The organism is Sphingobium sp. S6 (assembly GCF_905120495.1).
Taxonomy (GTDB): Bacteria; Pseudomonadota; Alphaproteobacteria; order Sphingomonadales; family Sphingomonadaceae; genus Sphingobium; species Sphingobium agri.
The window spans coordinates 764,576-788,085 of sequence record NZ_CAJHOG010000001.1 but is presented as its reverse complement, the minus strand read 5'-3'; the positions used below and the strand labels follow the sequence as shown (position 1 = coordinate 788,085).

Below are 23,510 nucleotides of genomic sequence, written 5' to 3'. Positions count from 1 at the left end.
GCAGAAAGGCCAGTGATTGCAAGGGTTTTGATCCTGGCTGATCTTGCCAGAGAGGAAGAGTTGGCTCCCCGAGTAGGATTCGAACCTACGGCCATTCGATTAACAGTCGAATGCTCTACCGCTGAGCTATCGGGGAGCAGCCCGGCTCTCGCTGGGCAGGCCGCGCCTATAGCAGCGAGATTCTTGAGATGGCAAGGGCAGATTTGCGAATTTTTTCAGGCAATGAATTGTTCTGCCGCGATCCGGTCATCCAGCGTATGTTCAGGGTCGAAAAGCAGGGTCAGCGGCGTGCCCCGATCGATCTGCACCTCGACCTCCGCAACGTCACGGACTTCCCGCTGATCCGCCACGGCGCTCACTGGACGCTTGACCGGATCAAGCACCGTAAAGCGGATTGCCGTGCTTTCCGGCAGGATGGCGCCACGCCAGCGGCGGGGACGAAAGGGGCTGATCGGCGTCAATGCCACCAGACCCGATCCCAACGGAAGGATAGGGCCATGGGCAGAGAGATTATAGGCCGTCGATCCGGCGGGCGTCGCCACCAGCACACCATCGCACACCAGTTCGGTAAGCGCCGTCCGCCCATTCACATGGACTTCCAGCTTCGCCGTCTGGCGCGTCTCGCGCAGCAGAGACACTTCGTTGATGGCGGGGATCGAAAAACGCTCTCCATCGACCGTATCGACAGTCATGCGTAGCGGGTTCACCTTGAAGAGCTTGGCCGCCTCGATCCGCTGCTCCAGCCGTTCCAGCCGCCACTCGTTCATCAGGAATCCGACTGTTCCCAAATTCATCCCGAACACGGGCATGATCCGGCGGCTTTCCAACATGGAGTGCAGGGTTTGCAGCATGAACCCGTCGCCACCCAGCGCGATGATCATATTCGCTTGCTCGACAGGCACGAAGTCATACGCTGCGCGAAGCCGCTCCTCGGCTGCCTTGGCGGACTGGGTAGGGGAGGCGAGCAGAGCGCGCCGTGGCTCCTCGCTCATCCGCCGGTCACACTCATATGGCGATTGACTGCGGCGGCAGGCGCGTTGCCGCCGATCCGGAAATCATGGCTGGCAGGCTTCAGCCGCAGGGCGCGGTCGATCAGCGGCTGAACCGCATCGACGCCGCCCTCGCGGAATGCGGTCTTGAGATCCACATGATCCTCATGCCCCAGGCACATGAATATCTTTCCTTCGCAGGTCATGCGCATGCGGTTGCAATCCGCACAAAAGTTGTTGGTGAGCGGCGTTATCAGCCCCAGTCTCACGCCCATCCCTTCGACCGCGTGATAACGGGAAGGCCCGCCCGTGCGATGCGCGATCGGCACCAGTTCATGATGCAGTCTCAATTGCTCGACCACTTGGGTCAGGGGCAGGTAATGATCCGTGCGATCCTCGCCTGTTTCGCCCAACGGCATCGTCTCGATCAATGTCAGGTCGAACCCCTCGCGATCGCACCATTGGAGCATCGGCAGGATTTCGTCTTCGTTGATGCCCTTCAAGGCGACCATGTTGATCTTGACCGCGAGACCCGCCGCCTTCGCCGCGGCCAGCCCCTCGATCACCGGCCGAATGTCGCCATTGCGGGTGACATGAGCGAACCGCTCCGGATCGCGGCTGTCGAGGCTGACGTTGATCCGCCGGACGCCCGCATCGAAAAGCGCTTCGGCATGCTGCGCCAGCCGTGTGCCGTTGGTCGTCAGCGTCAGTTCGTCCAGGTCTTCGCCAAGGTGGCGGCCAATCCGCCGCACCAGATCGACAATGTCCCGCCGTACCAGCGGCTCGCCGCCGGTCAGCCTTATCTTGCGCACGCCGCGCGCTATGAAGAGGTCGGCAAGCAGCGCGATCTCTTCCAGCGTCAGCACCTGGTCCTTGGGCAGGAAGGTCATGCGCTCCGCCATGCAATATCGGCAGCGCAGGTCGCATCTATCCGTGACCGAAATCCGCAAATAGCTGATCCGGCGGCCCAACGCATCGGTCAGGCCCGTGCGCCGAAGATCGGGCTTGTTCATGCTCAACTAGCTAAGCCATGGCAAAGTCCGGTGCAAGCACTGCCGGTTGCAGGGTCATGAACAGGTCGCTAACGCCTGTCTGCTACATGCCTCGACATGCGCTGTAGTCCGGGAGTTTCGATGTGAGCGGTGAAACCGCACTGCATGGCCAGCGCAGCCTTTTCATCCTGTCGCCAGGCGACAGGGACGGATTGTCTCGCGCGGCGGCGCTGGCGGGTTGGCGCGCCATTGCGGCGCGGCGATTGAAGGACGCAGCCCAGCGTTTCCTGCACAGCGACGCGCAGATTGCCCTCATTGATGCCCGTGGCTCCGCAGAAGATGGTGAAACGTTGATTGAAGCACTGGCGCCCGCTGTCGAGGCTGGTGGCGGCGCGATTATCGTGCTGATCGATGAAAGCGCGCTCGGGTCTGTCACAGCTTTGCTGGACGCGGGGGCCACTCATTTCCTCACGGCTCCCTACGCGCCTGACCAGATGCGCGCGACACTCGCGTCGGCGCAGCGCCTGATCGATCGCCTGGGGGGCGGCACGGCATCCAGCCAGCGCGCTCAGCGGATAAGGCGGGGCGATGCCCTATTTTGGGAATTGGACAAGGGTGGACGTGTCGTCCGACTGAGCGACAATCTTGCGCGACATCTTAACCTTGATCGGCAGGTTATCAGCCCCGGGCGTTTTGCCCGCTGCTTGCCCCGTGCGGAACGCCGGTCGGTGATTGCGGGCCTGCGCGGCATGATGCGGTCGGGCCGGACCGAATCCTTCGCGCACGCTGCCCCTGGGCGGCCGGGCGATCGTCTCGTTCATCACCTCCGCCTTATTGATGGGGTGGTCGCCGCCGACGTCGAATGGCTCTCTGACACGCATGGCGACGACGCAACCGGCCGCGATGACCTGACCGGCCTTCGCTCCCGGCAAGCAGCCCTTGAATGGCTGGAGAAGCGATCGGGTCTCGCCACGACCATCCTCCTCCTTTCCATCAGCCAGTTCGATCGGATGAACGCCGCTTATGGTCAGCTAGTCGGCGATGCCTTGCTTGGCCGCATCGCCCGGCGTATCGAGCGCATGGCGGCTGACGCAGCGCCCGGTGCCGTCGTGGCCCGCATCGCCGGAACGGAGTTCCTCGTCGGCCTTACCGGTGCCGCCGCCGCGAGCGAGCGCGCCACCTTCCTCGCGCGCCAGCTGATCGGCGCGGTCGGCCGCCCGTTCAGTGCAGGCGATCACCTTATCCGCCTCACCGCCCGGTGCGGCATCGCGCAGTCACGCGCCGACGATGATGCCACACGCCTGCTCCGCCGCGCGGGTACGGCGCTGGCCGACGCGCGGGCGGGCGGCGGGGAGGGCATTCGCATTTTCTCAGCCGAAAAGCGCAGCCGCCAGGTTGATGCCGACCAACTTGAAACCGACCTGCGCCTCGCCCTTGATCGGGAAGAGATCGGCATCGTGTTCCAGCCGCAATATCCGATCGGTGGTGATCATATGACGGGCGTGGAGGCGCTCGCGCGGTGGAACCATCCACAATATGGCTCGCTCGGCGCGGGCATGTTGTTCGCCACTGCCGAACGATCGGACTATATGCTGCCGCTGTCCGCCCACATTCAGGCGGAAGCCCTGCGTCAGGCGGCTGCCTGGCCACAGGCGCTTTCGCATTTGCGGTTGTCGATCAACGTGACCGCCGCCGACATCGCACAGCCTGGCTTCATGCCGCAGTTCCTTGGCCTGGTTGACGGCAGCGGCTTCCCGCGTTCGCGGCTAACGGTCGAGATTACCGAAAGCGGCCTTATCGAGAATGTCGCTGCCGCATCGGCGCTGCTGACGGCTCTTCGTGCAGAGGGCCTTGCCGTGGCGGTCGATGACTTCGGCACCGGCTACTCAAGCCTCGCCTATCTCAAGAGCCTGCCGCTCGACTATCTCAAGATCGACAGTGGATTGGCTCAGGATATCGCTGGCACGGCGCGGGACAGGATCGTGGTCCGGGGCGTCATCCACATGGCCAAGTCACTGGGGCTGTCCGTCATTGCGGAGGGCGTCGAAACGCAACAGCAACTCGATCTTCTCGCGCGCGAAGGATGCGACTTCTACCAAGGCTTTTTGCGGTCAGCGGGCGTATCATCCGCCGAGTTGGCTGCCATGGCCCTGAAGGGTTGAACCTAGCCTAAAAGGTAATCCCCGCCCGGCCGATCAGCGTTGCACCTGAGTGGCGTGCATCATCGATGCTGCTGTTGGCATAGCGCACGCCTGCAAACCATCGCCGTTGCAGGTAATCCACGCTGATCCCATGATCCCAATAAGTGCCGCCGGGCCGCAAACGGGCCGCATTGCCCTCGTCGCGCACGCTGCCGCTTGAACGCCCGACATGGGCTGAAACGGTAAGCGGCGTTCCTGGAATGCCCGTCGAGGCTGCTGCCGACAGATAGAGATTGTCGCCACCAATTGATCCTTGCCTCGGCGCGTAGCTGGCGTTGAGATCGATATTGGCGGGGCCGATCATAAAAGCCGCGCCCGCGCCAAATTCCCCATATCCTTGCCCCGATGCGCCCGGGAAAAGATGATATGTGCCCCTGGCCGAAAGCCGCCATCCGTCCAACTGCCGCGCATAGGACGCGCCGAGATCCACCACAGCGTCAGCGCCGCCATGGCGATCGCTGCCCCATAAGGATGTTGCCGCAGCGTCGAAACTCAGTTCGTCGGTCGCCTGCAGGGCGACGGCACCGCGAACGACGGGCTCGCCGTCGCTCCAACTGAGGCCTCGTCTACGCTCATCGCTTGCAACCTCGACGGTTCCCGAAATCGTGTCGGCATATTGTGCTAGAGCGGGCGAGGCGCTGGCGGCCAGCAAAAGCCCAGCCGCCAACGTCACGCGCATGTCAGTTTGAAGCAAGGTTACGGACAGCATCGAGCTCAGCCATTAGCGGCGCACGATCCCGTTCGGCAACTGATATCAGATGTTCGCGAATGGCCGCTTCATGCCGGGCCAGGTTGCGTTCACCGGACTTACGATCAGGCGTGCAGGCGCCATGCTCGCTTCCGGAAATTCGCTTGTCGGCAGAAACGGTGCGCGTAAGCGCCGGGCCGTGGTTAAGCGCGCGGTCAACCACGACAGTTGCGGTCCACTGGCACCGCTGCATGTCCATGCGATTGGGCGTCTTAGCCCCAACGGTCTTCGTCGAAATATCAACGCGTGCGGAATAGGTCGCTTGCACCGGCGTTCCGCCATGGTCGATCTGTACGCTGTGCGTGGCAGCAGCCGCCGCCATCGCTACGAGTGTCGAAATCATGTCAATCTCCTGCTTGACGCCGGACTTTGCTGCCCAGTCATCGAAGCGGGATTTAGTTGGACCATGTTGCTGATACTTTGCTGGGGCACGACAAAGCGGTGCTGGCAAGAGGCTCGACGGCGGCGCTCTCCACCATCAGGAAGCCGCCTTCGCCAACCCTTTCGACAATTGCAACGCGCCGTTCAGCCGGGCCGCCGGGTCGGCCCATGCCCGGTTGACGACGACCTTGCTATCCGGCCGCAGCCGCGCCACGCCGTTCAGGCGCTGAATATAGGCAACCAAGCCCTCCGGCTTGGGGAAGCGATCCTCGAAAAAGCTGACCAGCGCGCCCTTCGGACCCACATCGATCTTCGAGATATTGGCCGTCACGCAATTCTGTTTGATCTCGATGATCTTGAACAGGTTCTGCGTGGGCGCAGGCAGCTTGCCGAAACGGTCGATCAATTCCGCCGCGAAAGCCTCCAGCCCCTGCCGGTCCTCCACCTCATTCAGGCGGCGATACAGACCCATGCGCAGGTCCAGGTCTGGCACATAGTCCTCGGGTATCAGGATCGGTGCATCGACGGTGATCTGCGGCGAGAAGCTCTCCCGCTTCTCGATCCCTGCGCCGCCAGCCTTGGCCTCCAGGATCGCGTCCTCCAGCATCGACTGGTACAGCTCGAACCCGACCTCCTTGATGTGGCCCGATTGCTCGTCACCCACCAGATTCCCTGCACCACGAATGTCGAGGTCATGGCTCGCCAGCTGGAACCCGGCCCCGAGCGTATCCAGATCGGACAGCACCTTCAGCCGCTTCTCCGCCGTCTCGGTGATCACGCGGTTGGCAGGCGTCGTGAAATAGGCATAGGCCCGCGTCTTCGACCGTCCGACGCGCCCCCGAAGCTGGTACAGCTGTGCCAGCCCGAAGCGGTCTGCGCGATGGATGATCAAGGTATTGGCGGAAGGGATATCCAGGCCGCTTTCCACGATCGTGGTCGACAGCAGCACGTCATATCGCTTGTCGTAAAAGGCCGACATCCGCTCCTCGACTTCGCCCGCCGCCATTTGCCCATGGGCGACGATCGGCTTAACCTCCGGCACTTCGGTCCGCAGATACTCCTCCACCTCGGTCAGGTCCGAAATGCGCGGCACCACGAAGAAGCTCTGACCGCCGCGATAATGTTCACGCAGCAGCGCCTCCCGTATCACTACGCCATCCCATGGCATGATGTAGGTCCGCACCGCCAGGCGATCGACTGGCGGAGTCTGGATCACCGATAGTTCGCGCAGGCCCGACATCGCCATCTGCAAGGTGCGCGGGATGGGAGTCGCAGTCAGCGTCAGCACATGGACATCAGTTTTGAGCGACTTCAGCCGCTCCTTGTGGGTGACGCCGAATCGCTGTTCCTCGTCGACGATCACCAATCCCAGCCGCTTGAACTCCAGCCCCTTGGCCAGCAGCGCATGGGTGCCGACAACGATGTCGATCGTCCCGTCCGCCAGCCCAGCCTTCACGGCCTTGGCCTCCTTGTCCGGCACCAGCCGCGACAGCCGCCCGATATTCACCGGAAAGCCCCGGAACCGCTCTTCGAAATTCATATGATGCTGCCGGGCAAGCAGGGTCGTCGGACAGATCACCACCACCTGCATGCCCGCCATGGCCGCCACGAACGCGGCGCGCAAGGCGACCTCGGTCTTGCCGAAACCCACGTCGCCGCACACCAGCCGATCCATCGGCCGTCCCGCGCCCAGGTCCTCGACCACGTCCATGATGGCGCGATCCTGATCCTCGGTCTCCTGATAGGGGAAGCGATCGACGAACGCGGGATAACCGGCGCTGTCCGGCTCGGCCACCGTCGCCGCCCGCAGCGCGCGCTCCGCCGCTGTCTTGAGCAACTCACCCGCAATCTCGCGGATGCGCTCCTTCATCTTGGCCTTGCGCCGCTGCCAGGCCTCGCCGCCCAGCCTGTCGAGGCTCACGCCCTCGCTGTCGGACCCGTAGCGGGAAAGAACCTCCAGATTCTCCACCGGCACATAGAGCTTGTCGCCGCCCGCATATTCCAACGCCACGCAATCATGCGCCGCCTTGGCGACCGGGATTTGCGTCAGGCCCTCATAGCGCCCGATCCCATGGTCCATATGCACCACCAGATCGCCCGGCGAGAGCGTCGCCAATTCCTGCAAGAAGGCGTCGGCATTCTTCTTCCGCTTGGCCCGCCGCACCAGCCGGTCGCCCAGCATGTCCTGCTCGGTCAGCACCGCTACATCAGGCGCGGTGAAGCCATGATCCAAGGGCAATACGGTCAGCACCGTGCTCCCACCAGCAGCGATCCCCAGCGCCTCCTGCCAACTGTCCGCCGCCGCGACCCGCTTCAGTCCATGATCGACCAACAACCCTGAAAGCCGCTCCCGCGCGCCGCCGGAATAGCTGGCGATGACAACCTTCTTCTTCGCCTGTTGCAGCGAAGCGATATGTTTGCCCACGGCTTCATAGACGTTGGCGTTCTGTGCCCGCTCCGGAGCAAAGTCGCGCGGCCCATCGACTTCGAAGTCGAGGACGGTCGCGCTTTCCGGCTCATGGAAGGGCGTCGTCGCATGCATCGGCCATTCCCTGACGATGCCGTCCCACTCATCCGCGTCCAGATAAAGCGCCTTCGGTTCCAAAGGCCTGTACGCCCCCGGGTCGGATGATTTCGCCTGCACGCGATTGGCATGATAATCCCGGATCGCTTCGAAGCGAGCCTCCGCCGCGCCCGCCACGCCATGGTCCAGCACGACCAATGTGTCATCGCCCAGATGCTCGGTCATCGGCACCAGCCGTTCTTCGAACAGCGGCAGCCAATGCTCCATCCCCGCCAGCCGCCGCCCGTCGCTCACCGCCTGATAGAGCGGATCGCCTGTCGCAGTCGCGCCGAACGTTTCGCGATAGCGTCCACGAAAGCGCTTGATCGTCTCCTCGTCCAGCAGAGCTTCGGAGGCGGGGAGGAGGGTAAAGCCCTCCACGCTTCCGCTCGTCCGCTGATCGGCAGGGTCGAACCGCCGCACCGTCTCGATCTCATCGCCAAAGAAATCGAGCCGCAGCGGCTGTTCCTCACCCCCGGGGAACAGGTCGACAATGCCGCCGCGAATGGCGAACTCGCCCCGGTCGTGCACGGTGTCGGTGCGCACATAGCCATTGGCCTGCAACATCTCGGCCAGCCGGGAAATCGCGATGCGCTCCTTGGGCGCAAGCTTGGCCACCAGTTGCCGTACGCGGAAAGGCGTCAACGTGCGTTGCGTCAGGGCATTCAGCGTCGTCAGCACCAGCTGCGGCCCCTTGGGCTTGCCCTGCAATGCATAAAGCCCCGCCAGCCGCGCCGAAGCCGAGCGCAGCGACGGACTGGCCCGGTCGTAGGGCAGACAGTCCCATGCCGGAATCTCCACGATCTCGATTTCTGGCGCGAAATAATGGGCCGTATCCGCCACCGCCCGCATCAGTTGCTCGTCGGGTGCGACAAACAAGGCGCGTGAAGGCGCCGCTCGCGCGATGTCCGCCAGCAGCCAGGGTTGAAAGCCGGCTGGCACTCCCGCCAGCGTTATGGGGGAGGGGGCTTTGAGAATCTTGAGAAGGTCGGTCATTCGCTACTCGGTCCCCCTCCCGCTGGCGGGAGGGGATAGGGGTGGGCATTCCAGCAGAGGTGGTGCAGGCCCACCCCGCTGCGACTAGCCTCGCCTCCGGCTCGGCAAGTCTCGCTGCCCCTCCCGCTTGCGGGAGGGGAGTATCTCGTCACTTCTTCCCAATCTCGACAAAATCCATCTTCACGAACTTGTCCCACATCGGTCCGCGCCATTGCTCCGGCAGCGGCAAGGTGCCCAAGGCCCAAGCCATGATGTCGGCATCCTGTTCCTCGATAAACCGCTCGAACCAGTCGATCTCCTCCGCGCCCCACTCGGCATGATAGCGGTCGAAGAAACCGCCGACCGCCAGGTCCGCTTCCTTGATGCCACGGTGCCAGGCCCGGAACTGCAGGCGGCGGATGCGGGGATCTTCGTTCACAATTTGTTCCTTGCGCGAGCACGGCGACATTACCGATCGCCAAAATGCCTGACGGATGTTTGCGCATCGTCCCGGCTGGGCTAGATGGCGTCAGATAGACATGCGCCCGGATATCCTCAACCCACTCTTCGCTGAGATCGAAGCCTTGAAGGGCGTCGGCCCTGCGCTCGCCAAGCCGCTTGAGCGTCTGGGGCTGGCCCGCGTGGTGGACGTGGCGTTTCACCTGCCGGTCAGCTTCATTGATCGCCATATGGTGGATGAGCTGATCCTGTCCGACTCGGGCCGGGTGATCGGTATCACGCTCACGCCAACCGACTACCGCGCATCCGGCAGTGCCCGCGCACCTTTTCGTGTGATCGCGCAGGACAAGCACGGCAACACGGTCGCGCTCGTCTATTTCGGCCGCAACAGCGCGTGGCCCCGCAAGCTGCTGCCCTTGAACGAACCCAAATTCATTTCCGGCAAGCTGGAGGCGTACGGGGACAACCTCCAGATCGTTCATCCTGATTATGTCCTCCCGCCAGAGGAAGCCGCCACCATCCCCGCGCGGGAGCCGGTCTATGGCCTGTCCGAAGGCCTCACCAACAACCGTCTGCGTGACCTTGTTGCCCAGTCGCTCAGCCGCGCCCCGGACCTTCCTGAATGGATCGAACCCAGCTTGCTTGCGCGCAAGGATTGGCCAACATGGCGCGAGGCCTTGGCCCGAATCCACGCGGACCCCAGCGACGCCAAGGCTCGCGAGCGGCTCGCCTATGACGAAATCTTCGCTGGCCAGCTCGCCCTGATGCTGGTCCGTCAATCTTCCCGCAAACGCCGGGGCGTGCCGATCGAAGGCGACGGACGCCTGCGCGCCATGCTCAAGCTGCCGTTCGCCCCAACAGGTGCTCAGCGCCGCGCGATGGGGGAAATTGACGGCGACATGGCCCAACCCGTGCCCATGCTCCGCCTCCTTCAGGGCGATGTCGGCTCGGGCAAGACCCTCGTCGCTCTCATGGCCCTCCTCAACACCGTGGAGGCCGGTGCGCAGGGCGCGCTCCTCGCCCCGACGGAAATCCTCGCTCGCCAGCATCATGAAACGCTGCGCAAGATGGCGTCGGGCCTCCCCGTCACCATTGCGATCCTCACTGGCCGCGAAAAGGGGAGGGTGCGCGAATCCACCCTCATAGGCCTCGCCGACGGCAGCATCGACGTCCTCGTCGGCACCCACGCCATCTTCCAGGAAGCCGTCCGCTACAAGAATCTCGCCCTCGCGGTGATCGACGAACAGCATCGCTTCGGCGTCGCCCAGCGCATGATGCTCGCCGCCAAGGCAGAGCGCACGCCGCATCTGCTGGTGATGACCGCCACGCCGATCCCTCGCACGCTGACGCTCACCTATTATGGCGAAATGGACGTTTCCCGGCTGGATGAAATGCCGCCCGGCCGCCAACCGATCCAGACCGTCGTAATGGCCCCCAACCGCCTCGATGAAGTGGTCGAAGCGCTCGCCCGCCATGTCGAAGGCGGCGGCCAAGCCTATTGGGTCTGCCCCCTGGTCGAAGAAAGCGAAACCAGCGATCAGGCCGCCGCCGAAGCCCGCGCGGAACTACTGAAGACACGATTCGGCGACCTCGTCGGTTTGGTTCATGGCCGGATGAAAGGGCCAGAAAAGGACGCGGCGATGGAGGCTTTCGCCTCCGCCCGCACAAAGATCCTCGTCGCCACCACCGTCATCGAAGTCGGCGTCGATGTCCCCAACTCGAACCTCATCATCATCGAGGGCGCGGATCGCTTCGGCCTTGCACAACTCCACCAGCTCCGGGGCCGGGTAGGCCGGGGCCAGAACCACAGCGTCTGCATCCTCCTGCGCGGCGGTACCCTCAGTGAAACCAGCCGCGCGCGGTTGGCGCTCATGCGTGAAACCAATGACGGCTTCCGCATTGCCGAAGAAGACCTCCGCCTCCGTGGTGCAGGCGAAATCCTCGGCACGCGCCAGTCGGGCGAGGCGCAGCTGAAGATCGCCACTCCCGAACATCTGTCCGCGCTCCTCGACAGCGCCCGCGACGACGCCCATCTCCTCATCGATCGGGACGGGGGGCTGAACGAGGCGCGCGGCCAGGCAGCCAGAACCTGTCTTTACCTGTTCGAACGGGACGCCGCGGTGGGATTGCTCCGAAGCGGCTGATCCGCGCGACGAAATGCTGCGACAGCGAAACCATCCCGCGCCCGCTGTCGTTGCCAAGAGCATGCAATCCGACATCAGCCTGCATCACGTCACGCCGATCGCAGCGATCTTCATCGCGATTTCCGTGGCTGTCGCCTTTCTGCTCCACTGGCTCGCCTATTGGATAGCCAACCGCATCGCGCGCCGGATGAAGCTCGACCCCGTCATCCTGCCCGCCATCTATCATCCCACCCGCTGGATCGTGGTCTTGATGGCACTCGCGGCAGGCATTCAGCCACTGACCTTCAGTGACCGCATAGAGGCCATGTGGGCGATCGGATCAAAGATGCTCTTCACCTTGCTCGTCGGCTGGCTGATCTTCGCGTCCATGCGGGCCTTCCGCACCATTCTTGAGCGGCGCAGCGACATCACCGTCGAAGATAATCTGAAGGCTCGCCGCCAGCACACCCGCATCCGCATCCTTTACCGCGTGGCGCAGTTCATCATCGGCTTCCTGATCATATCCCTGATGCTGATCATGATTCCCGGTGTTCGCACCGTCGGCGTCACCTTGATGGCCTCGGCCGGTCTGGCGGGCCTTGCAGTCGGCGCAGCGGCGCAGCCAGCGCTAAAGAACCTGATCGCGGGCATCCAGATGGCCTTTTCCGAACCGATCCGGCTGGACGATGTGGTGATCATCGAAGGAGAATGGGGCCGCATCGAAGATATAAAGCTCACCTATGTCGTGGTGCGCATCTGGGACGACCGGCGGATGGTCGTGCCAGTATCCTATTTCCTCGAAAAGCCGTTCCAGAACTGGACGACCAAGACCTCCGACCTGCTTGGCACCGTCTTCCTCTATGTCGACCCTGCGGCCGATGTCGAACGCATCCGCGCGCGTTTCATCGAAGCGGTGAAGGCCAACAGCCGCTGGGATGGGCGCGTCGCCATCCTTCAGGTCACCGATCACAAGGCCGATGCGCTGGAACTGCGGGGCCTGCTCAGCGCGCGCAATGCCGGGATCGCCTTCGACCTGCGCTGCGAAGTGCGAGAGGCGATGATGACCTTCCTGCGCACCGAAATGCCGGAGGCGCTTGTCCGATCACGTCAGCGGGTCGAAGCCGATCAGAGCTTTGAACAGCTCTTTACCAAGCCGTCTGCCGTGGCGGGATGAGCGACAGCATCGCCTCATAGACCTGCGGGTCGATGGCTTGGCAAAACTCAACCCCGACCCGGCCGTCCTCGGCCCACCGAACATCGGCCTGCACATCCTTGACGACCGGCAGCCAGACTGAAATCCGCTCGCCAATCGTGACCTCCGCATCGGTGCGGCACATCAACCCGAGTTCGGAGATATTGATGACCCGGACGCCATGCGTTCGCCCCCGTGCGGCGATATGGCTGACCATATCCACCAGCACGCGGGGCGTGCGGCGCTGATTAACCGAAGGGTCCCGTGAACGGGCGACCTGAGCGAGGCTGGCGAGCACCGAAGACATGAGGAAAGCTTAAGGCGACGAACCTCGCCCTTTCCTTACCAGCTTTACTTAATCCGCCTTTAACTCTCTAAAGTTTCAAGCAGTTACTAACCCATGTTTCTTAGCACCGAAGCTGACCTTGTCGCCGGGCTTCAACGTCAGCATCGGGTCGCTCACGACTTCGCCATTCACACGGATCGCGCCTTCAGCCAGCTTGCGCCGCACCTCCTTGTTGGAGGTGGCAAAGCCTAGCGCAGCGGTGCCCTGTACGATTGTCAGCCCTTCCGCGCCGACGCTGATCGTCGGCAGGTTGGCGTCCGAAGTGCCTTCCTCGAACGTCTTGCGCGCCGTCTCCGCCGCCGCCGCCGCTGCGTCGAAACCTCGGCAAAGCGCGGTCGCCTCATTGGCCAGGATCTTCTTCGCTTCGTTGATTTCGGAGCCCTGAAGCGCTGCCAGGCGCGCTACCTCGTCCATCGGCAGATCGGTGAACAGCCGCAGCCGGTTGGCCACGTCCGCGTCGGCCGTGTTGCGCCAGAACTGCCAATAATCATAGGTCGAAAGCTGATCTTCGTTCAACCACACGGCGCCGCCGACCGTCTTGCCCATCTTCGTGCCATCGGCGTTGGTGAGCAGCGGTGTCGTCAGCCCGAACACCTGCGTACCATCGACCCGGCGCGCGAGTTCGACGCCGTTGACGATGTTCCCCCACTGGTCCGATCCGCCCATCTGCAACCGGCATCCCGACCGCCGCGAAAGCTCCAGAAAGTCATAGGCCTGGAGGATCATATAGTTGAATTCGAGGAAGGACAGCGACTGCTCACGGTCCAGCCGCAGCTTCACCGAATCAAAGCTCAGCATGCGGTTGATGGAGAAATGCTGGCCGATTTCCCGCAGGAAGGGGATATATTCCAGCCGATCGAGCCATTCGGCATTGTCGAGCATGATTGCGTCGCTTGGCCCGTCACCAAAGGTCAGGAAGCGTTCGAACACGCGCTTGATGCTCGCGACATTCTCCGCGATCGTGTCGGTGGTTAGCAGCTTGCGCGCTTCGTCCTTGAAGCTCGGGTCCCCGATCTTGCCCGTGCCGCCGCCCATCAGGACGATGGGCTTGTGCCCCGCCTTCTGCAATTGCCGCAGCATCATGATCGAAACGAGGTGCCCGACATGCAGGGACGGTGCGGTCGGGTCGAAGCCGATATAGCCCGGAACAATCTGCTTGGCGGCAAGGGCATCGAGCCCTTCCGCATCGGTCAGCTGATGGATGTAACCACGTGCCTCCAGGAGGCGGAGCAGATCGGACGAGTAGCTGGTCATAATGCGCCGCCCTCTAGCATCGCGACACAACAACGTCATCCCCCGTCATCCTGATCTTGTGTCCCGATCCATTCGGCTACACAGAGCAGGAGAGAGCGGAAGGAAGGAAGCAGTGACCCAGACCCAACCCACGCTGGCGATTGGCCTCATGTCGGGCACGTCGCGCGACGGCATCGACGCCGCGCTCATCGAAACCGACGGAGAGGGTGTCAGCAAACCTGTCGCGTTCCACGCCATGCCCTACCTCGATGGCTTCCGCATCCGCCTCGCCGAAGCGTGCCAGCGCGCCATGGCGATGGACAAGCCGGGTTTCGAGCCTCTCATCCAGTCCGTGGAAGGAGAACTCACCGAGCTTCATGTGGAGGCCGTTTCGGACCTTCTCGCGCGCAGCGGTCATGTCGCTCAGGATATCGCCGTTATCGGTTTTCATGGCCACACGGTCGCCCATAGGCCGGAATGGCGCTGGACGTGGCAAATCGGCGATGGCGCCGCCTTGGCAGGCGCTTTTGGCATCCCCGTCGTTGGCGACCTCCGCAGCGCCGATGTTGCAGCGGGAGGGCAGGGGGCACCGCTGATGCCCGTCTATCACCGCGCCTTGGCAAGCGGCCTCCCCAAGCCTGTGGCAATCCTGAACCTTGGCGGCGTGGCCAACATCACCGCGATCGGAGAGGCAGGCGGCCTCCTCGCGTTCGACACTGGCATGGCAAGTGGCCTGATCGACAATTGGATGCAGACCCATAGCGGCAAGCCCTTCGACGAAAATGGCGTCACGGCGGCCAAGGGGCAGATCGATGAGCCCCGGCTTGCCAGCTTGATGGCCGACTCCTGGTTCGATCTGCCACCTCCCAAGAGCATCGACCGGGAAGCTTTCACCCTCGACACGGTGCGCGGCCTTTCACTCGAGGATGGAGCCGCAACGCTCACAGCCTTCACTGCTAAAGCGGTCGCACGCGCGCTTGATCACCTCCCATCCCCGCCTTCCGCCATCTATGTCGGGGGAGGCGGCCGCCATAATGCGACGCTGATGGCAATGCTGTCGGCATTTACCCAGGCAGATGTGCGCCCGGTCGATGATCTCGGCTGGGACGGCGACGCCCTTGAAGCGCAGGGCTTTGCCTACATGGCTGTGCGCCGTCTCAAATCCCTGCCGATCAGCTTTCCCGGCACCACCGGCGTGCCTGTCCCGATGACGGGCGGCGTTCTCTTCGATCCGGCGTGAGGCCGTTCACCGCTTGCGGGTCAGCTCCCGCATGCCTTCATCGATGCCCTCCAGCGTCAGCGGATACATGCGCTGGCTCATGATCTCCCGGATCATCCGCGTCGATTGGCTATAGTCCCAATGGTCGCGAGGCGTCGGGTTCAGCCACACGGCGGCCGGATAGGTATGCAGCAATCGGCTCATCCACACCGCGCCCGGTTCTTCGTTCATATGTTCTACCGAACCGCCGGGATAGCTGATCTCATAAGGGCTCATCGCTGCATCGCCGACAAAGATGACCTTATAGTCATGGCCATATTTGTGCAGGATATCCCAGGTCGGGATACGTTCTGAAAAGCGGCGGCGATTGTCCTTCCACACGCCCTCATAAAGGCAGTTGTGAAAGTAGAAGAACTCCATGTTCTTGAACTCGGTCGTCGCGGCGGAAAACAGTTCCTCGCAAAGCCGGATGAACGGGTCCATCGATCCGCCAACGTCCAGGAACAGCAGCAGCTTGACCGCATTATGCCGCTCGGGCCGCATCCTTATGTCCAGCCATCCCTGCCGGGCCGTCCCCCGGATGGTTCCTTCCAAGTCGAGTTCGCTCGCCGCACCCTCACGCGCAAAGCGCCTCAGCCGTCGCAGCGCCACCTTGATGTTGCGCGTGCCCAGTTCCTTGCTGCTATCGAGATTTTGAAACTCGCGTTTTTCCCACACCTTGATCGCGCGCTTGTGCCTGCTTTCTCCGCCGATCCGGATGCCTTCGGGATTATAGCCGCCATGGCCGAAAGGCGATGTTCCGCCCGTGCCGATCCATTTGTTGCCGCCCTGATGGCGTCCCTTCTGCTCCTCCAGCCGCTTCTTCAGCGTCTCCATGATCTCGTCCCAGCTGCCCAGCGACTTGATCTTCTCCATTTCCTCGGCGCTCAGATATTTCTCCGCGACCAGGCGCAGCCACTCCTCGGGAATGTCCGCCTCGACGCCGCTCGCGTCCAACACGCCCTTGAAGACCTTGGCAAAGACCTGATCGAACCGGTCGATCAGCCCCTCGTCCTTCACATAAGTCGCCCGCGCGAGATAATAGAATTCCTCCGGCCTCTGCCCGATCACATCACGATCCAGCGCCTCCAGCAGAAGCAGATGCTCCTTGATGCCGGCAGGAATGCCCGCGGCCCTGAGCGCGTCGAGAAAATTCAGCATCATGATGGTGGCCTTGTCCTTCACCCACGTTACGGATGCAAGGGGCAGCGCATGGTTGGGAAAATGTTAAGTGTTGCATCGCATCGTTAACTGGGCAGTATCCAAGAGCGGGCGGTTGGGGTGACACTCATTGGAAAATGAGCATTTATTGACGGACCTTGGCGAGCGGTCAGGCGACGTTGCGCTGCAATGCAGCGAGACGGCGGGTTTCCTCGGCGAACTTACCCGTCGCATTCAGGCCGACTCGCAGCGGCTCACGCAGCTGCAATCGAACATGGAGGCTCTGGCCGGGAGCCAGAATGAAAGCGTTGTCGCGGCGGAGGAACTCAGCCTCACCTCGCGCCGCGCTGCCCGCATCATCGCGGAGGGTCACGAGGCGATCACCCAATCCCTGGCCCAGGTCGCCAGCCTCGTTGATCATGTCACTGGTTTGGAAGGACGCCTGCGCCAGTTCCTCGGAGTGATTGAAACGGTCGGCGGTATATCTGACCAACTCGGCGCGATCGCTCGCCAGACCCGGCTCCTTGGCGTCAACGCCGCCATTGAAGCCGCACGTGGCGGCGAAGCGACCCAAGGCTTTGCCGTCGTGGCAGATGAAATCCGCCGCCTCGCCGGACAGGCAGGCGAGTCCGCGGCATCGGTCGGCGACAAGCTCGGCCAGTTGGACCGTGACGCGCGACACCTGATCAGCGGCGTCGAGGCAAATATCGGCCGTGGCCGGGACGTCAGCGCGCATATCGACACGCTGAGCGTCACCATGGCGGAGATAGCCTCGCTCGTGACGCAGTTCGGCGAACGCTCTCACGCCATCGTGACCTGCACCAATGAAGCCGACGCTGACGTGGGCGCGCTGCGTCAGGGCCTCACCAACTTCAGCGAGTCCGCTGCCGAAAGCGCCCAGCGCGTCGAAATGGCGAGGGTCCAGCTTGAGCAGCTTGAGGGCATGGCGAACGGCATGCTCAACACCGCCGCCCATGGCGGGCACCGGACCCGCGACAGCCGCTACATCGCCTATGCCGAAGATGGCGCGGCGGAGGTGTCGCGCATGATCGAGCAGGTCCTGGCTTCGGGTGAGCTCACCCCATCTGCTCTATTCGACGAGAATTACCGTCCGATCCTGGGATCGGATCCGCCGCAATATGAAAATGGCTTCACCGCCTTTACAGACAGCATCATCCGGCCAGTTCTGGACCGCCATACAGCGCAGGATAAAGCGATCGTCGGCTGCTGCCTGATCGACATGAACGGCTATCTGCCGACGCACATCTCATCGCGCAGCCAGCCCCAGCGGCCGGGGCAGGCAGCGTGGAACATGGAATATGCGCGCAACCGGCAGATTTTCATGGACAGCCAGACCCGCCGTGCGCTCGATGGCGACGGCGACTTCTTCCTCTTCACTTACCGTCAGGACCTTGGAGAAGGCCGCTACCGCGCGCTTCGCAGCGTGTTCGTGCCGCTGACGTTCGAAGGCCGCCGCTGGGGCCTGTACGAGGTCGGCTACCTCATCTGATTTCCTCAGTTCGTCGCGCCCTCGCGCACTATGACTTGGCCACTGGCAGCATAGGCCGCAGTCGCCCGCGCCTCAGCCGTTTGAGGGTCCTTGCCGTCGAGGATTTGGGCGATCTGCCGGGCACTCGGGACCCGGTCATAAACGCCGTAAAGCTTCGTCTCGCCCACCGAATGCATCGACAGCTGATAGCCGCGTCCGCCTCTCGCTGGATCAAAGGCCATCACCGTGCCCGCATCGTCGATCGGCACGATCACGGAAGCCCCGTGCGCTCGCTGCTGCTCCAGAACATCATAGCTGCCCTCACTGGTCTGCACATGGCCACGAATGCAGAAGGACGCAGCGCCCTCCCAAACAGGCTGCACGTCAGCCCCCGTGGCAGCACCCGAAGCGGTAAGCCGCGCGTCCCCGTCGTCTTCCTTCGGACAGTCCACAAATGGCGCGGGAGAGATTGACCGGACGGCAGAAGCATCATCAAAGCGCAATCCGCCCAGCATCCCATCCAGGCCCGCCAGCACCTCCCTGCGCCGTTCGCTCGGACCAGTGACACGCAGCTTCACCAGCCAGCGGCCAGACTGGACGAAAGCCGCTGCCGTGGTCAGCGCCCCGTTCGCCGCATCATCATAAACCGCCCGGATGGCACGCCCGGCTTTGACGTGAAGCGCAACGCCTTCATAAGCAGTACGGCGGGTCTTTGGCCCAAAACGATCCGTCACCGCGCGATCAGTCATGTAAGCGGCGATCGACGCGTCCGCATAGCTTGGCAGATAAACGTACAAGGTCGCCTGAACCGCGCCATCATCCGACAGATATTGGGCGTAATTGTCGATTCCCTTGCCGCCGTTGGTGACCTCGCCACTCTTGGACAAGGACAGTCCGGCGACCGTCTGAGGCAGGCTAATCCCCGCAGCCCGTGCGCGAAGGCTGCCATCGCTGGTGGCCCAGGCCTCCTGCACATCGGCATCCTGCGACAATGCGGGCGCCGGCAGAAGCAGGAGGAGTGGCAACAGCGACAGGGCGAGCTTCGGCATAGGCATCCTTCCCGTTTCACGCCGTCTTATCGCGGCTATGAAATACAGAAAGGAAGGTTGAGCCGAACCGCAGGGCGAAGGCAAGCGCCCTTTTATGCGACCGGTGGAATCTGCGCCGGATAATGTGGCAGTTCTGGGTCCAGATGCGCCCAATGTGGTGCCGCCTCCGTCCAGATGACCGCCTGTGGTGCCAACAGGCCTGGATCATCCAGGGCGCCAGCCCTGATGAAGATCAGATGGGGCCGCGATTCGGCCATGCTGAACAAGGGCGTGCCGCATTGAGGGCAAAAGCCGCGGCGCATCCTGTTGCCGCTGTCGGCGATGCTCTCATGCCAACGGACCTCGCCCTTGATCTGCACCTTCTCGGCCGGAAAGCAGACATTGACCGTTGCGGTCCCACCGCCAAGATATTGGCACAGCCTGCACCAGCACATACGCGCCGCCAGAGGTTCCGCATCGATCTCGACGCGAACCGTCCCGCACAGGCACCCGGCTTCATGTGTCATACGCCTCTCCCTCATTGCCCCTTCCCGAAAGCGGTAGGGGTCATAGGAACGCGAATTAGCCCTTAGCGTCCCTGCCGCCTCGCCATGAATGCCAGACGCTCGAACATCATGATATCCTGCTCATTCTTGAGCAGCGCGCCATGGAGCGGCGGAATGGCCTTCGTCGGGTCGCGATCCTGCAACACGTCCAGCGGCATGTCCTCGTTCAGCAGCAGCTTCAACCAGTCGAGCAACTCGCTGGTCGAAGGCTTCTTCTTCAGGCCCGGCACCTCCCGAATTTCGTAGAAGAGGTCGAGCGCCCGGCTGACCAGGATCTTCTGAATGCCGGGAAAGTGCACGTCGACAATGGCCTGCATCGTCTCGCGGTCGGGGAACTTGATATAATGGAAGAAGCAGCGCCGCAGGAAAGCGTCGGGTAACTCCTTCTCATTGTTGGAGGTAATGACCACCACCGGCCGCTCTTTCGCGGCGACCGTCTCTCCCGTCTCATAGACGTGGAAAGCCATGCGATCGAGTTCCTGCAACAGATCGTTGGGAAATTCGATGTCGGCCTTGTCGATCTCGTCGATCAGCAGGACGGGCAGGGTGGGGGAGGTGAACGCCTCCCACAGCTTCCCCTTGCGGATATAATTGCTGATGTCATGGACGCGTGGATCGCCCAGCTGGCCGTCGCGAAGGCGAGCCACCGCATCATATTCATACAGGCCCTGATGGGCTTTGGTTGTCGATTTGACGTTCCATTCGATCAGTGGCGCGTCCAGCGCCTTGGCGATTTCCTGCGCCAGCACCGTCTTGCCAGTACCCGGCTCACCCTTCACCAGCAGGGGGCGGCGCAGTAGCACCGCTGCGTTCACCGCCACCTTCAGGTCGTCGGTGGCGACATAATCTTCCGTACCTTCAAACCGCATGAATCTTCGCTTTCCTCTACTGGCACCCGAGTAGGGAAAGCGATCACAGGCCGCAATCGCTTATTGTTTCTGCCGCCGGACCTCGGCCCGAGCTTTCAACAAGTGCCAAAGGCCGCGCTGCTGGCTGAGAAGTTGCCGCGCGCCGAACTGGATCGCGCGGTCTGCCGCGCTGTCTCCGCCGATCGCGCGCGCCATCGCGAAAGTCTCGGCCCGGCTCGGCAAATCGGTCGGATAGGGTTCCAGCCCGACGCGGATAGCAGCCATGTCGAGCACGCCGCGAACCGCCTGCCAATCCAGCACGAGCGCCATCGCCGCGCCCATGGCACAGCCGCGCCTGTCCGACTGAGCCAGCATATCAAGCGCATGGCGCTGCTGGCTCACGATCGCCTCGCAATCGCTCTGGCCCGCCGTGCTGGGAACCGGCCCCAGGGCGACCGCCACCTGCGTCAGGTAGGCCCGCTCCCGCGCAAAGGCCGCGCCAGCCTGGACCAGCCAGTTCCGCGCTGCGCCGTCCGCAGACCGATTTGCCGCATGATCGATCACTCCAGGATGACGCCCGTGCAGCAGGCAGAGATAATGTGCGGCATCCGCAAGGTCTGGCAGGCTCAATGCCGCGTCCCGTCCCGTCGCAGCGCGGGCGCTGCTCGCATGCGCATGACCGGCCGTGCCGTCAGCCGCCACCAGCGCTTCGATCACCTGGGAAATGTCGCCTGTCACCAGGCGTACTGCTGCTTCGTTCATGATAACCCCTGCGACCGCCGCGCCAGTATGTCCGTCAGCCGCCACCATAGGAAGCTCAGGTAAAAGAGGGGTTTATGGGACGAAAAAAAGGGCGGCCCGAAGCCGCCCTTTCTGTTCGTTTCGCCGTGCAACGACCTCTATTGGTCGAGGAAGCTGCGCATCTTGCGGCTGCGGCTCGGATGCTTGAGCTTGCGCAGCGCCTTTGCCTCGATCTGGCGAATACGTTCGCGGGTCACGCTGAACTGCTGGCCCACTTCTTCCAGCGTATGATCGGTATTCATGCCGATGCCAAAGCGCATGCGCAGCACGCGCTCCTCACGCGGCGTCAGCGAAGCCAGAACGCGCGTCACCGTTTCCTTGAGGTTCGCCTGGATCGCGGCATCCACCGGAATGATGGCGTTCTTGTCCTCGATGAAATCGCCGAGGTGCGAATCCTCCTCGTCGCCGATCGGCGTTTCGAGGGAGATCGGCTCCTTGGCGATCTTCATCACCTTGCGCACCTTCTCCAGCGGCATGGATAGGCGCTCGGCCATTTCCTCCGGAGTCGGCTCGCGGCCCTGCTCGTGCAGGAACTGGCGGGACGTACGCACCAGCTTGTTGATCGTCTCGATCATGTGGACCGGAATACGGATGGTCCGCGCCTGATCCGCGATCGACCGGGTGATAGCCTGACGAATCCACCAGGTCGCATAGGTGCTGAACTTGTAGCCGCGCCGATACTCGAACTTGTCGACCGCCTTCATCAGGCCGATATTGCCTTCCTGAATGAGATCAAGGAATTGCAGGCCACGGTTCGTATATTTTTTAGCGATGGAGATGACGAGGCGCAGGTTCGCCTCCACCATTTCCTTCTTCGCAATACGTGCTTCGCGTTCGCCCTTCTGGACCATGTTGACGATGCGGCGGAACTCGCCCAGCGACATGCCGGTCGCCTGCGCGATTTCGCTCACCTCGTTACGGATGCGCTCGACCGCACGGCCCTCCGCCGCAGCGAAGGCCGCCCACTTCTTGTCGAGGCCCTGCACCTTGTCGAGCCAGGCATCATCCAGTTCATGGTTCACATAGCGATCGAGGAAGTCCTTGCGGCTCACCTTGTGCCGTTCGGCGAGGCGCAGCATCTGCCCGCCGAGCGCGGTCAGGCGCCGGTTATAGGCATAAAGCTGATCGACCAGATATTCGATCTTCTGCTGGTGGAACTGGACGCTTTCGACCTCGGCGGTCAGCTGCTCGCGCAATTCCTGATAATCGTCCTCCGCCTTCTGGCTCAGTGTCTCGCCATTGGCCATGGCAGCCATGCGCGATTCCTGTGCCTTGGAGAAGGCGCGGAAGATTTCGGTGATGGTCGCGAATTTCTCCAGCGCCATCGGCTTCAGCGTCTCTTCCATCTGGGCTAGGGAGAGGGTGTTGTCTTCCTCCTCTTCCTCTTCCACCCGGCGGGCGCGGCGTTCGGTCAGGCCGTCTTCGTCCTCGTCCGAATCGGCCGATTCCTCCTCGGGCTCTTCTTCTTCCTTGAAGCTCGGGCCAGCGGTCTTCTCGCTGATCTCGCCATCATCATCCTCGGCGCCTTCCTCCAGATTTTCCGGAGCAGGGTCCTTCGAAAGCATCGCATCGAGGTCCAGAATCTCGCGCAGCTGCATCTCGCCATTGTTGAGGGCGGTCGACCATTCGATGATCGCGTTGAAGGTCGTCGGGCTTTCGCACAACCCCAGGATCATCGTATCCCGGCCAGCCTCGATACGCTTCGCGATGGCGATTTCGCCCTCGCGGCTGAGCAACTCGACGGCACCCATTTCGCGCAGATACATGCGCACCGGGTCGTCGGTGCGATCGACCGTCTCCTTCTTCTTTTCGGTGACGAGCTTGGGCGCGCCATCGTCATCGCCCGAATCATCCTCGGCGTCTTCGGCATCCTCGCGTTCGCGCTGCTCGTCGCCGTCTTCGCTGGCTTCTTCGTTCTCGACGATGTTCACGCCCATTTCGTTGAGCGCGGCCATGATGTCCTCGATCTGCTCGGAGGACATCTGGTCCTGCGGCAGGGCATCGTTCAGTTCGTCATAGGTGATGTAGCCGCGCTTCTTGGCACGCGCGATCAGCTTCTTGACCGAAGCCTCGTTCAGATCAAGGAGCGGCGCATCGCCGCTATCCACATCCTCGCCCGCACCCTTGCCTGTCGCCTTGCTCGCCATTTATTCGCCT

Annotated in this window: 19 protein-coding genes and 1 tRNA gene; 5 read left to right on the top strand and 15 right to left on the bottom strand. The window is 62.7% G+C overall.

Going from position 1 to position 23,510, the window contains the following annotated elements:
* Window positions 1-61: 61 nt before the first annotated feature.
* The 3 genes from SPHS8_RS03960 to moaA form a co-directional block, all read right to left on the bottom strand.
* Window positions 62-136, bottom strand: a tRNA-Asn gene (locus tag SPHS8_RS03960).
* A gap of 79 nt (window positions 137-215) precedes the next feature.
* A complete protein-coding gene (locus SPHS8_RS03955) occupies window positions 216-992 on the bottom strand; it encodes an NAD kinase (RefSeq protein ID WP_201514157.1) in 777 nt (258 codons plus the stop codon).
* Entirely contained in the window at window positions 989-2,002 is a 1,014-nt protein-coding gene (moaA, locus tag SPHS8_RS03950) for a GTP 3',8-cyclase MoaA (RefSeq protein WP_201514156.1), read from the bottom strand. The genes SPHS8_RS03955 and moaA overlap by 4 nt, the downstream gene beginning before the upstream one ends.
* 122 nt (window positions 2,003-2,124) lie before the next feature.
* Here moaA and SPHS8_RS03945 point away from each other — a divergent pair, with 122 nt between their 5' ends.
* A complete protein-coding gene (locus tag SPHS8_RS03945) occupies window positions 2,125-4,143 on the top strand; it encodes a putative bifunctional diguanylate cyclase/phosphodiesterase (RefSeq protein WP_201514154.1) in 2,019 nt (672 codons plus the stop codon).
* A gap of 7 nt (window positions 4,144-4,150) precedes the next feature.
* On the opposite strand, the gene SPHS8_RS03940 is transcribed toward SPHS8_RS03945, so the two are convergent.
* The 4 genes from SPHS8_RS03940 to SPHS8_RS03925 form a co-directional block, all read right to left on the bottom strand.
* Window positions 4,151-4,861, bottom strand: a complete 711-nt coding sequence (locus SPHS8_RS03940; RefSeq protein ID WP_236574949.1) for a TorF family putative porin — start codon at window positions 4,859-4,861, stop codon at window positions 4,151-4,153.
* 1 nt (window position 4,862) lies between these two features.
* Window positions 4,863-5,273: a hypothetical protein gene (locus SPHS8_RS03935; protein ID WP_201514150.1), complete on the bottom strand. Its 411-nt coding sequence runs from the start codon at window positions 5,271-5,273 to the stop codon at window positions 4,863-4,865.
* Between the two features lie 135 nt (window positions 5,274-5,408).
* Window positions 5,409-8,870 (bottom strand): transcription-repair coupling factor, encoded by a 3,462-nt coding sequence (mfd, locus tag SPHS8_RS03930; RefSeq protein WP_201514148.1) that lies wholly within the window; start codon window positions 8,868-8,870, stop codon window positions 5,409-5,411.
* Between the two features lie 148 nt (window positions 8,871-9,018).
* Entirely contained in the window at window positions 9,019-9,288 is a 270-nt protein-coding gene (locus SPHS8_RS03925; RefSeq protein ID WP_097092794.1) for an FAD assembly factor SdhE, read from the bottom strand.
* Window positions 9,289-9,388: 100 nt separating this feature from the next.
* On the opposite strand from SPHS8_RS03925, the gene recG reads away from it, so the two are divergent.
* Window positions 9,389-11,452, top strand: a complete 2,064-nt coding sequence (gene recG / locus SPHS8_RS03920) for an ATP-dependent DNA helicase RecG (RefSeq protein ID WP_201514146.1) — start codon at window positions 9,389-9,391, stop codon at window positions 11,450-11,452.
* A 61-nt stretch (window positions 11,453-11,513) separates the two neighbouring features.
* Entirely contained in the window at window positions 11,514-12,605 is a 1,092-nt protein-coding gene (locus SPHS8_RS03915) for a mechanosensitive ion channel family protein (RefSeq protein WP_201514145.1), read from the top strand.
* On the opposite strand, the gene SPHS8_RS03910 is transcribed toward SPHS8_RS03915, so the two are convergent.
* Together SPHS8_RS03910 and tyrS are read right to left on the bottom strand one after the other, a co-directional pair.
* Complete coding sequence (locus SPHS8_RS03910; RefSeq protein ID WP_097091676.1) at window positions 12,577-12,930, bottom strand: PilZ domain-containing protein; 354 nt, start codon at window positions 12,928-12,930, stop codon at window positions 12,577-12,579. The genes SPHS8_RS03915 and SPHS8_RS03910 overlap by 29 nt on opposite strands.
* Before the next feature lie 75 nt (window positions 12,931-13,005).
* Window positions 13,006-14,223: a tyrosine--tRNA ligase gene (tyrS, locus tag SPHS8_RS03905; protein WP_201514144.1), complete on the bottom strand. Its 1,218-nt coding sequence runs from the start codon at window positions 14,221-14,223 to the stop codon at window positions 13,006-13,008.
* A gap of 112 nt (window positions 14,224-14,335) precedes the next feature.
* Here tyrS and SPHS8_RS03900 point away from each other — a divergent pair, with 112 nt between their 5' ends.
* Window positions 14,336-15,442, top strand: a complete 1,107-nt coding sequence (locus tag SPHS8_RS03900) for an anhydro-N-acetylmuramic acid kinase (protein WP_268933188.1) — start codon at window positions 14,336-14,338, stop codon at window positions 15,440-15,442.
* Between the two features lie 6 nt (window positions 15,443-15,448).
* On the opposite strand, the gene SPHS8_RS03895 is transcribed toward SPHS8_RS03900, so the two are convergent.
* Window positions 15,449-16,624: a vWA domain-containing protein gene (locus tag SPHS8_RS03895; protein ID WP_097091673.1), complete on the bottom strand. Its 1,176-nt coding sequence runs from the start codon at window positions 16,622-16,624 to the stop codon at window positions 15,449-15,451.
* A 127-nt stretch (window positions 16,625-16,751) separates the two neighbouring features.
* Between SPHS8_RS03895 and SPHS8_RS03890 the strand changes: the two genes are divergently transcribed.
* Window positions 16,752-18,131 (top strand): methyl-accepting chemotaxis protein, encoded by a 1,380-nt coding sequence (locus SPHS8_RS03890; protein WP_201514142.1) that lies wholly within the window; start codon window positions 16,752-16,754, stop codon window positions 18,129-18,131.
* A gap of 5 nt (window positions 18,132-18,136) precedes the next feature.
* Here SPHS8_RS03890 and SPHS8_RS03885 read toward each other — a convergent pair whose 3' ends face one another.
* From SPHS8_RS03885 to rpoD, 5 genes are all read right to left on the bottom strand, one after another.
* Complete coding sequence (locus SPHS8_RS03885; protein ID WP_201514141.1) at window positions 18,137-19,159, bottom strand: hypothetical protein; 1,023 nt, start codon at window positions 19,157-19,159, stop codon at window positions 18,137-18,139.
* 92 nt (window positions 19,160-19,251) lie between these two features.
* The gene (locus tag SPHS8_RS03880) at window positions 19,252-19,665 is read right to left on the bottom strand and encodes a GFA family protein (RefSeq protein ID WP_201514140.1); all 414 of its coding nucleotides are present in this window, start codon (window positions 19,663-19,665) and stop codon (window positions 19,252-19,254) included.
* Between the two features lie 62 nt (window positions 19,666-19,727).
* The gene (locus SPHS8_RS03875) at window positions 19,728-20,573 is read right to left on the bottom strand and encodes an AAA family ATPase (RefSeq protein WP_201514139.1); all 846 of its coding nucleotides are present in this window, start codon (window positions 20,571-20,573) and stop codon (window positions 19,728-19,730) included.
* Window positions 20,574-20,633: 60 nt separating this feature from the next.
* Window positions 20,634-21,314, bottom strand: a complete 681-nt coding sequence (locus SPHS8_RS03870) for a DUF6975 family protein (protein WP_201514137.1) — start codon at window positions 21,312-21,314, stop codon at window positions 20,634-20,636.
* A 137-nt stretch (window positions 21,315-21,451) separates the two neighbouring features.
* A complete protein-coding gene (gene rpoD, locus SPHS8_RS03865) occupies window positions 21,452-23,500 on the bottom strand; it encodes an RNA polymerase sigma factor RpoD (RefSeq protein ID WP_201514136.1) in 2,049 nt (682 codons plus the stop codon).
* Between the last annotated feature and the right edge of the window lie 10 nt (window positions 23,501-23,510).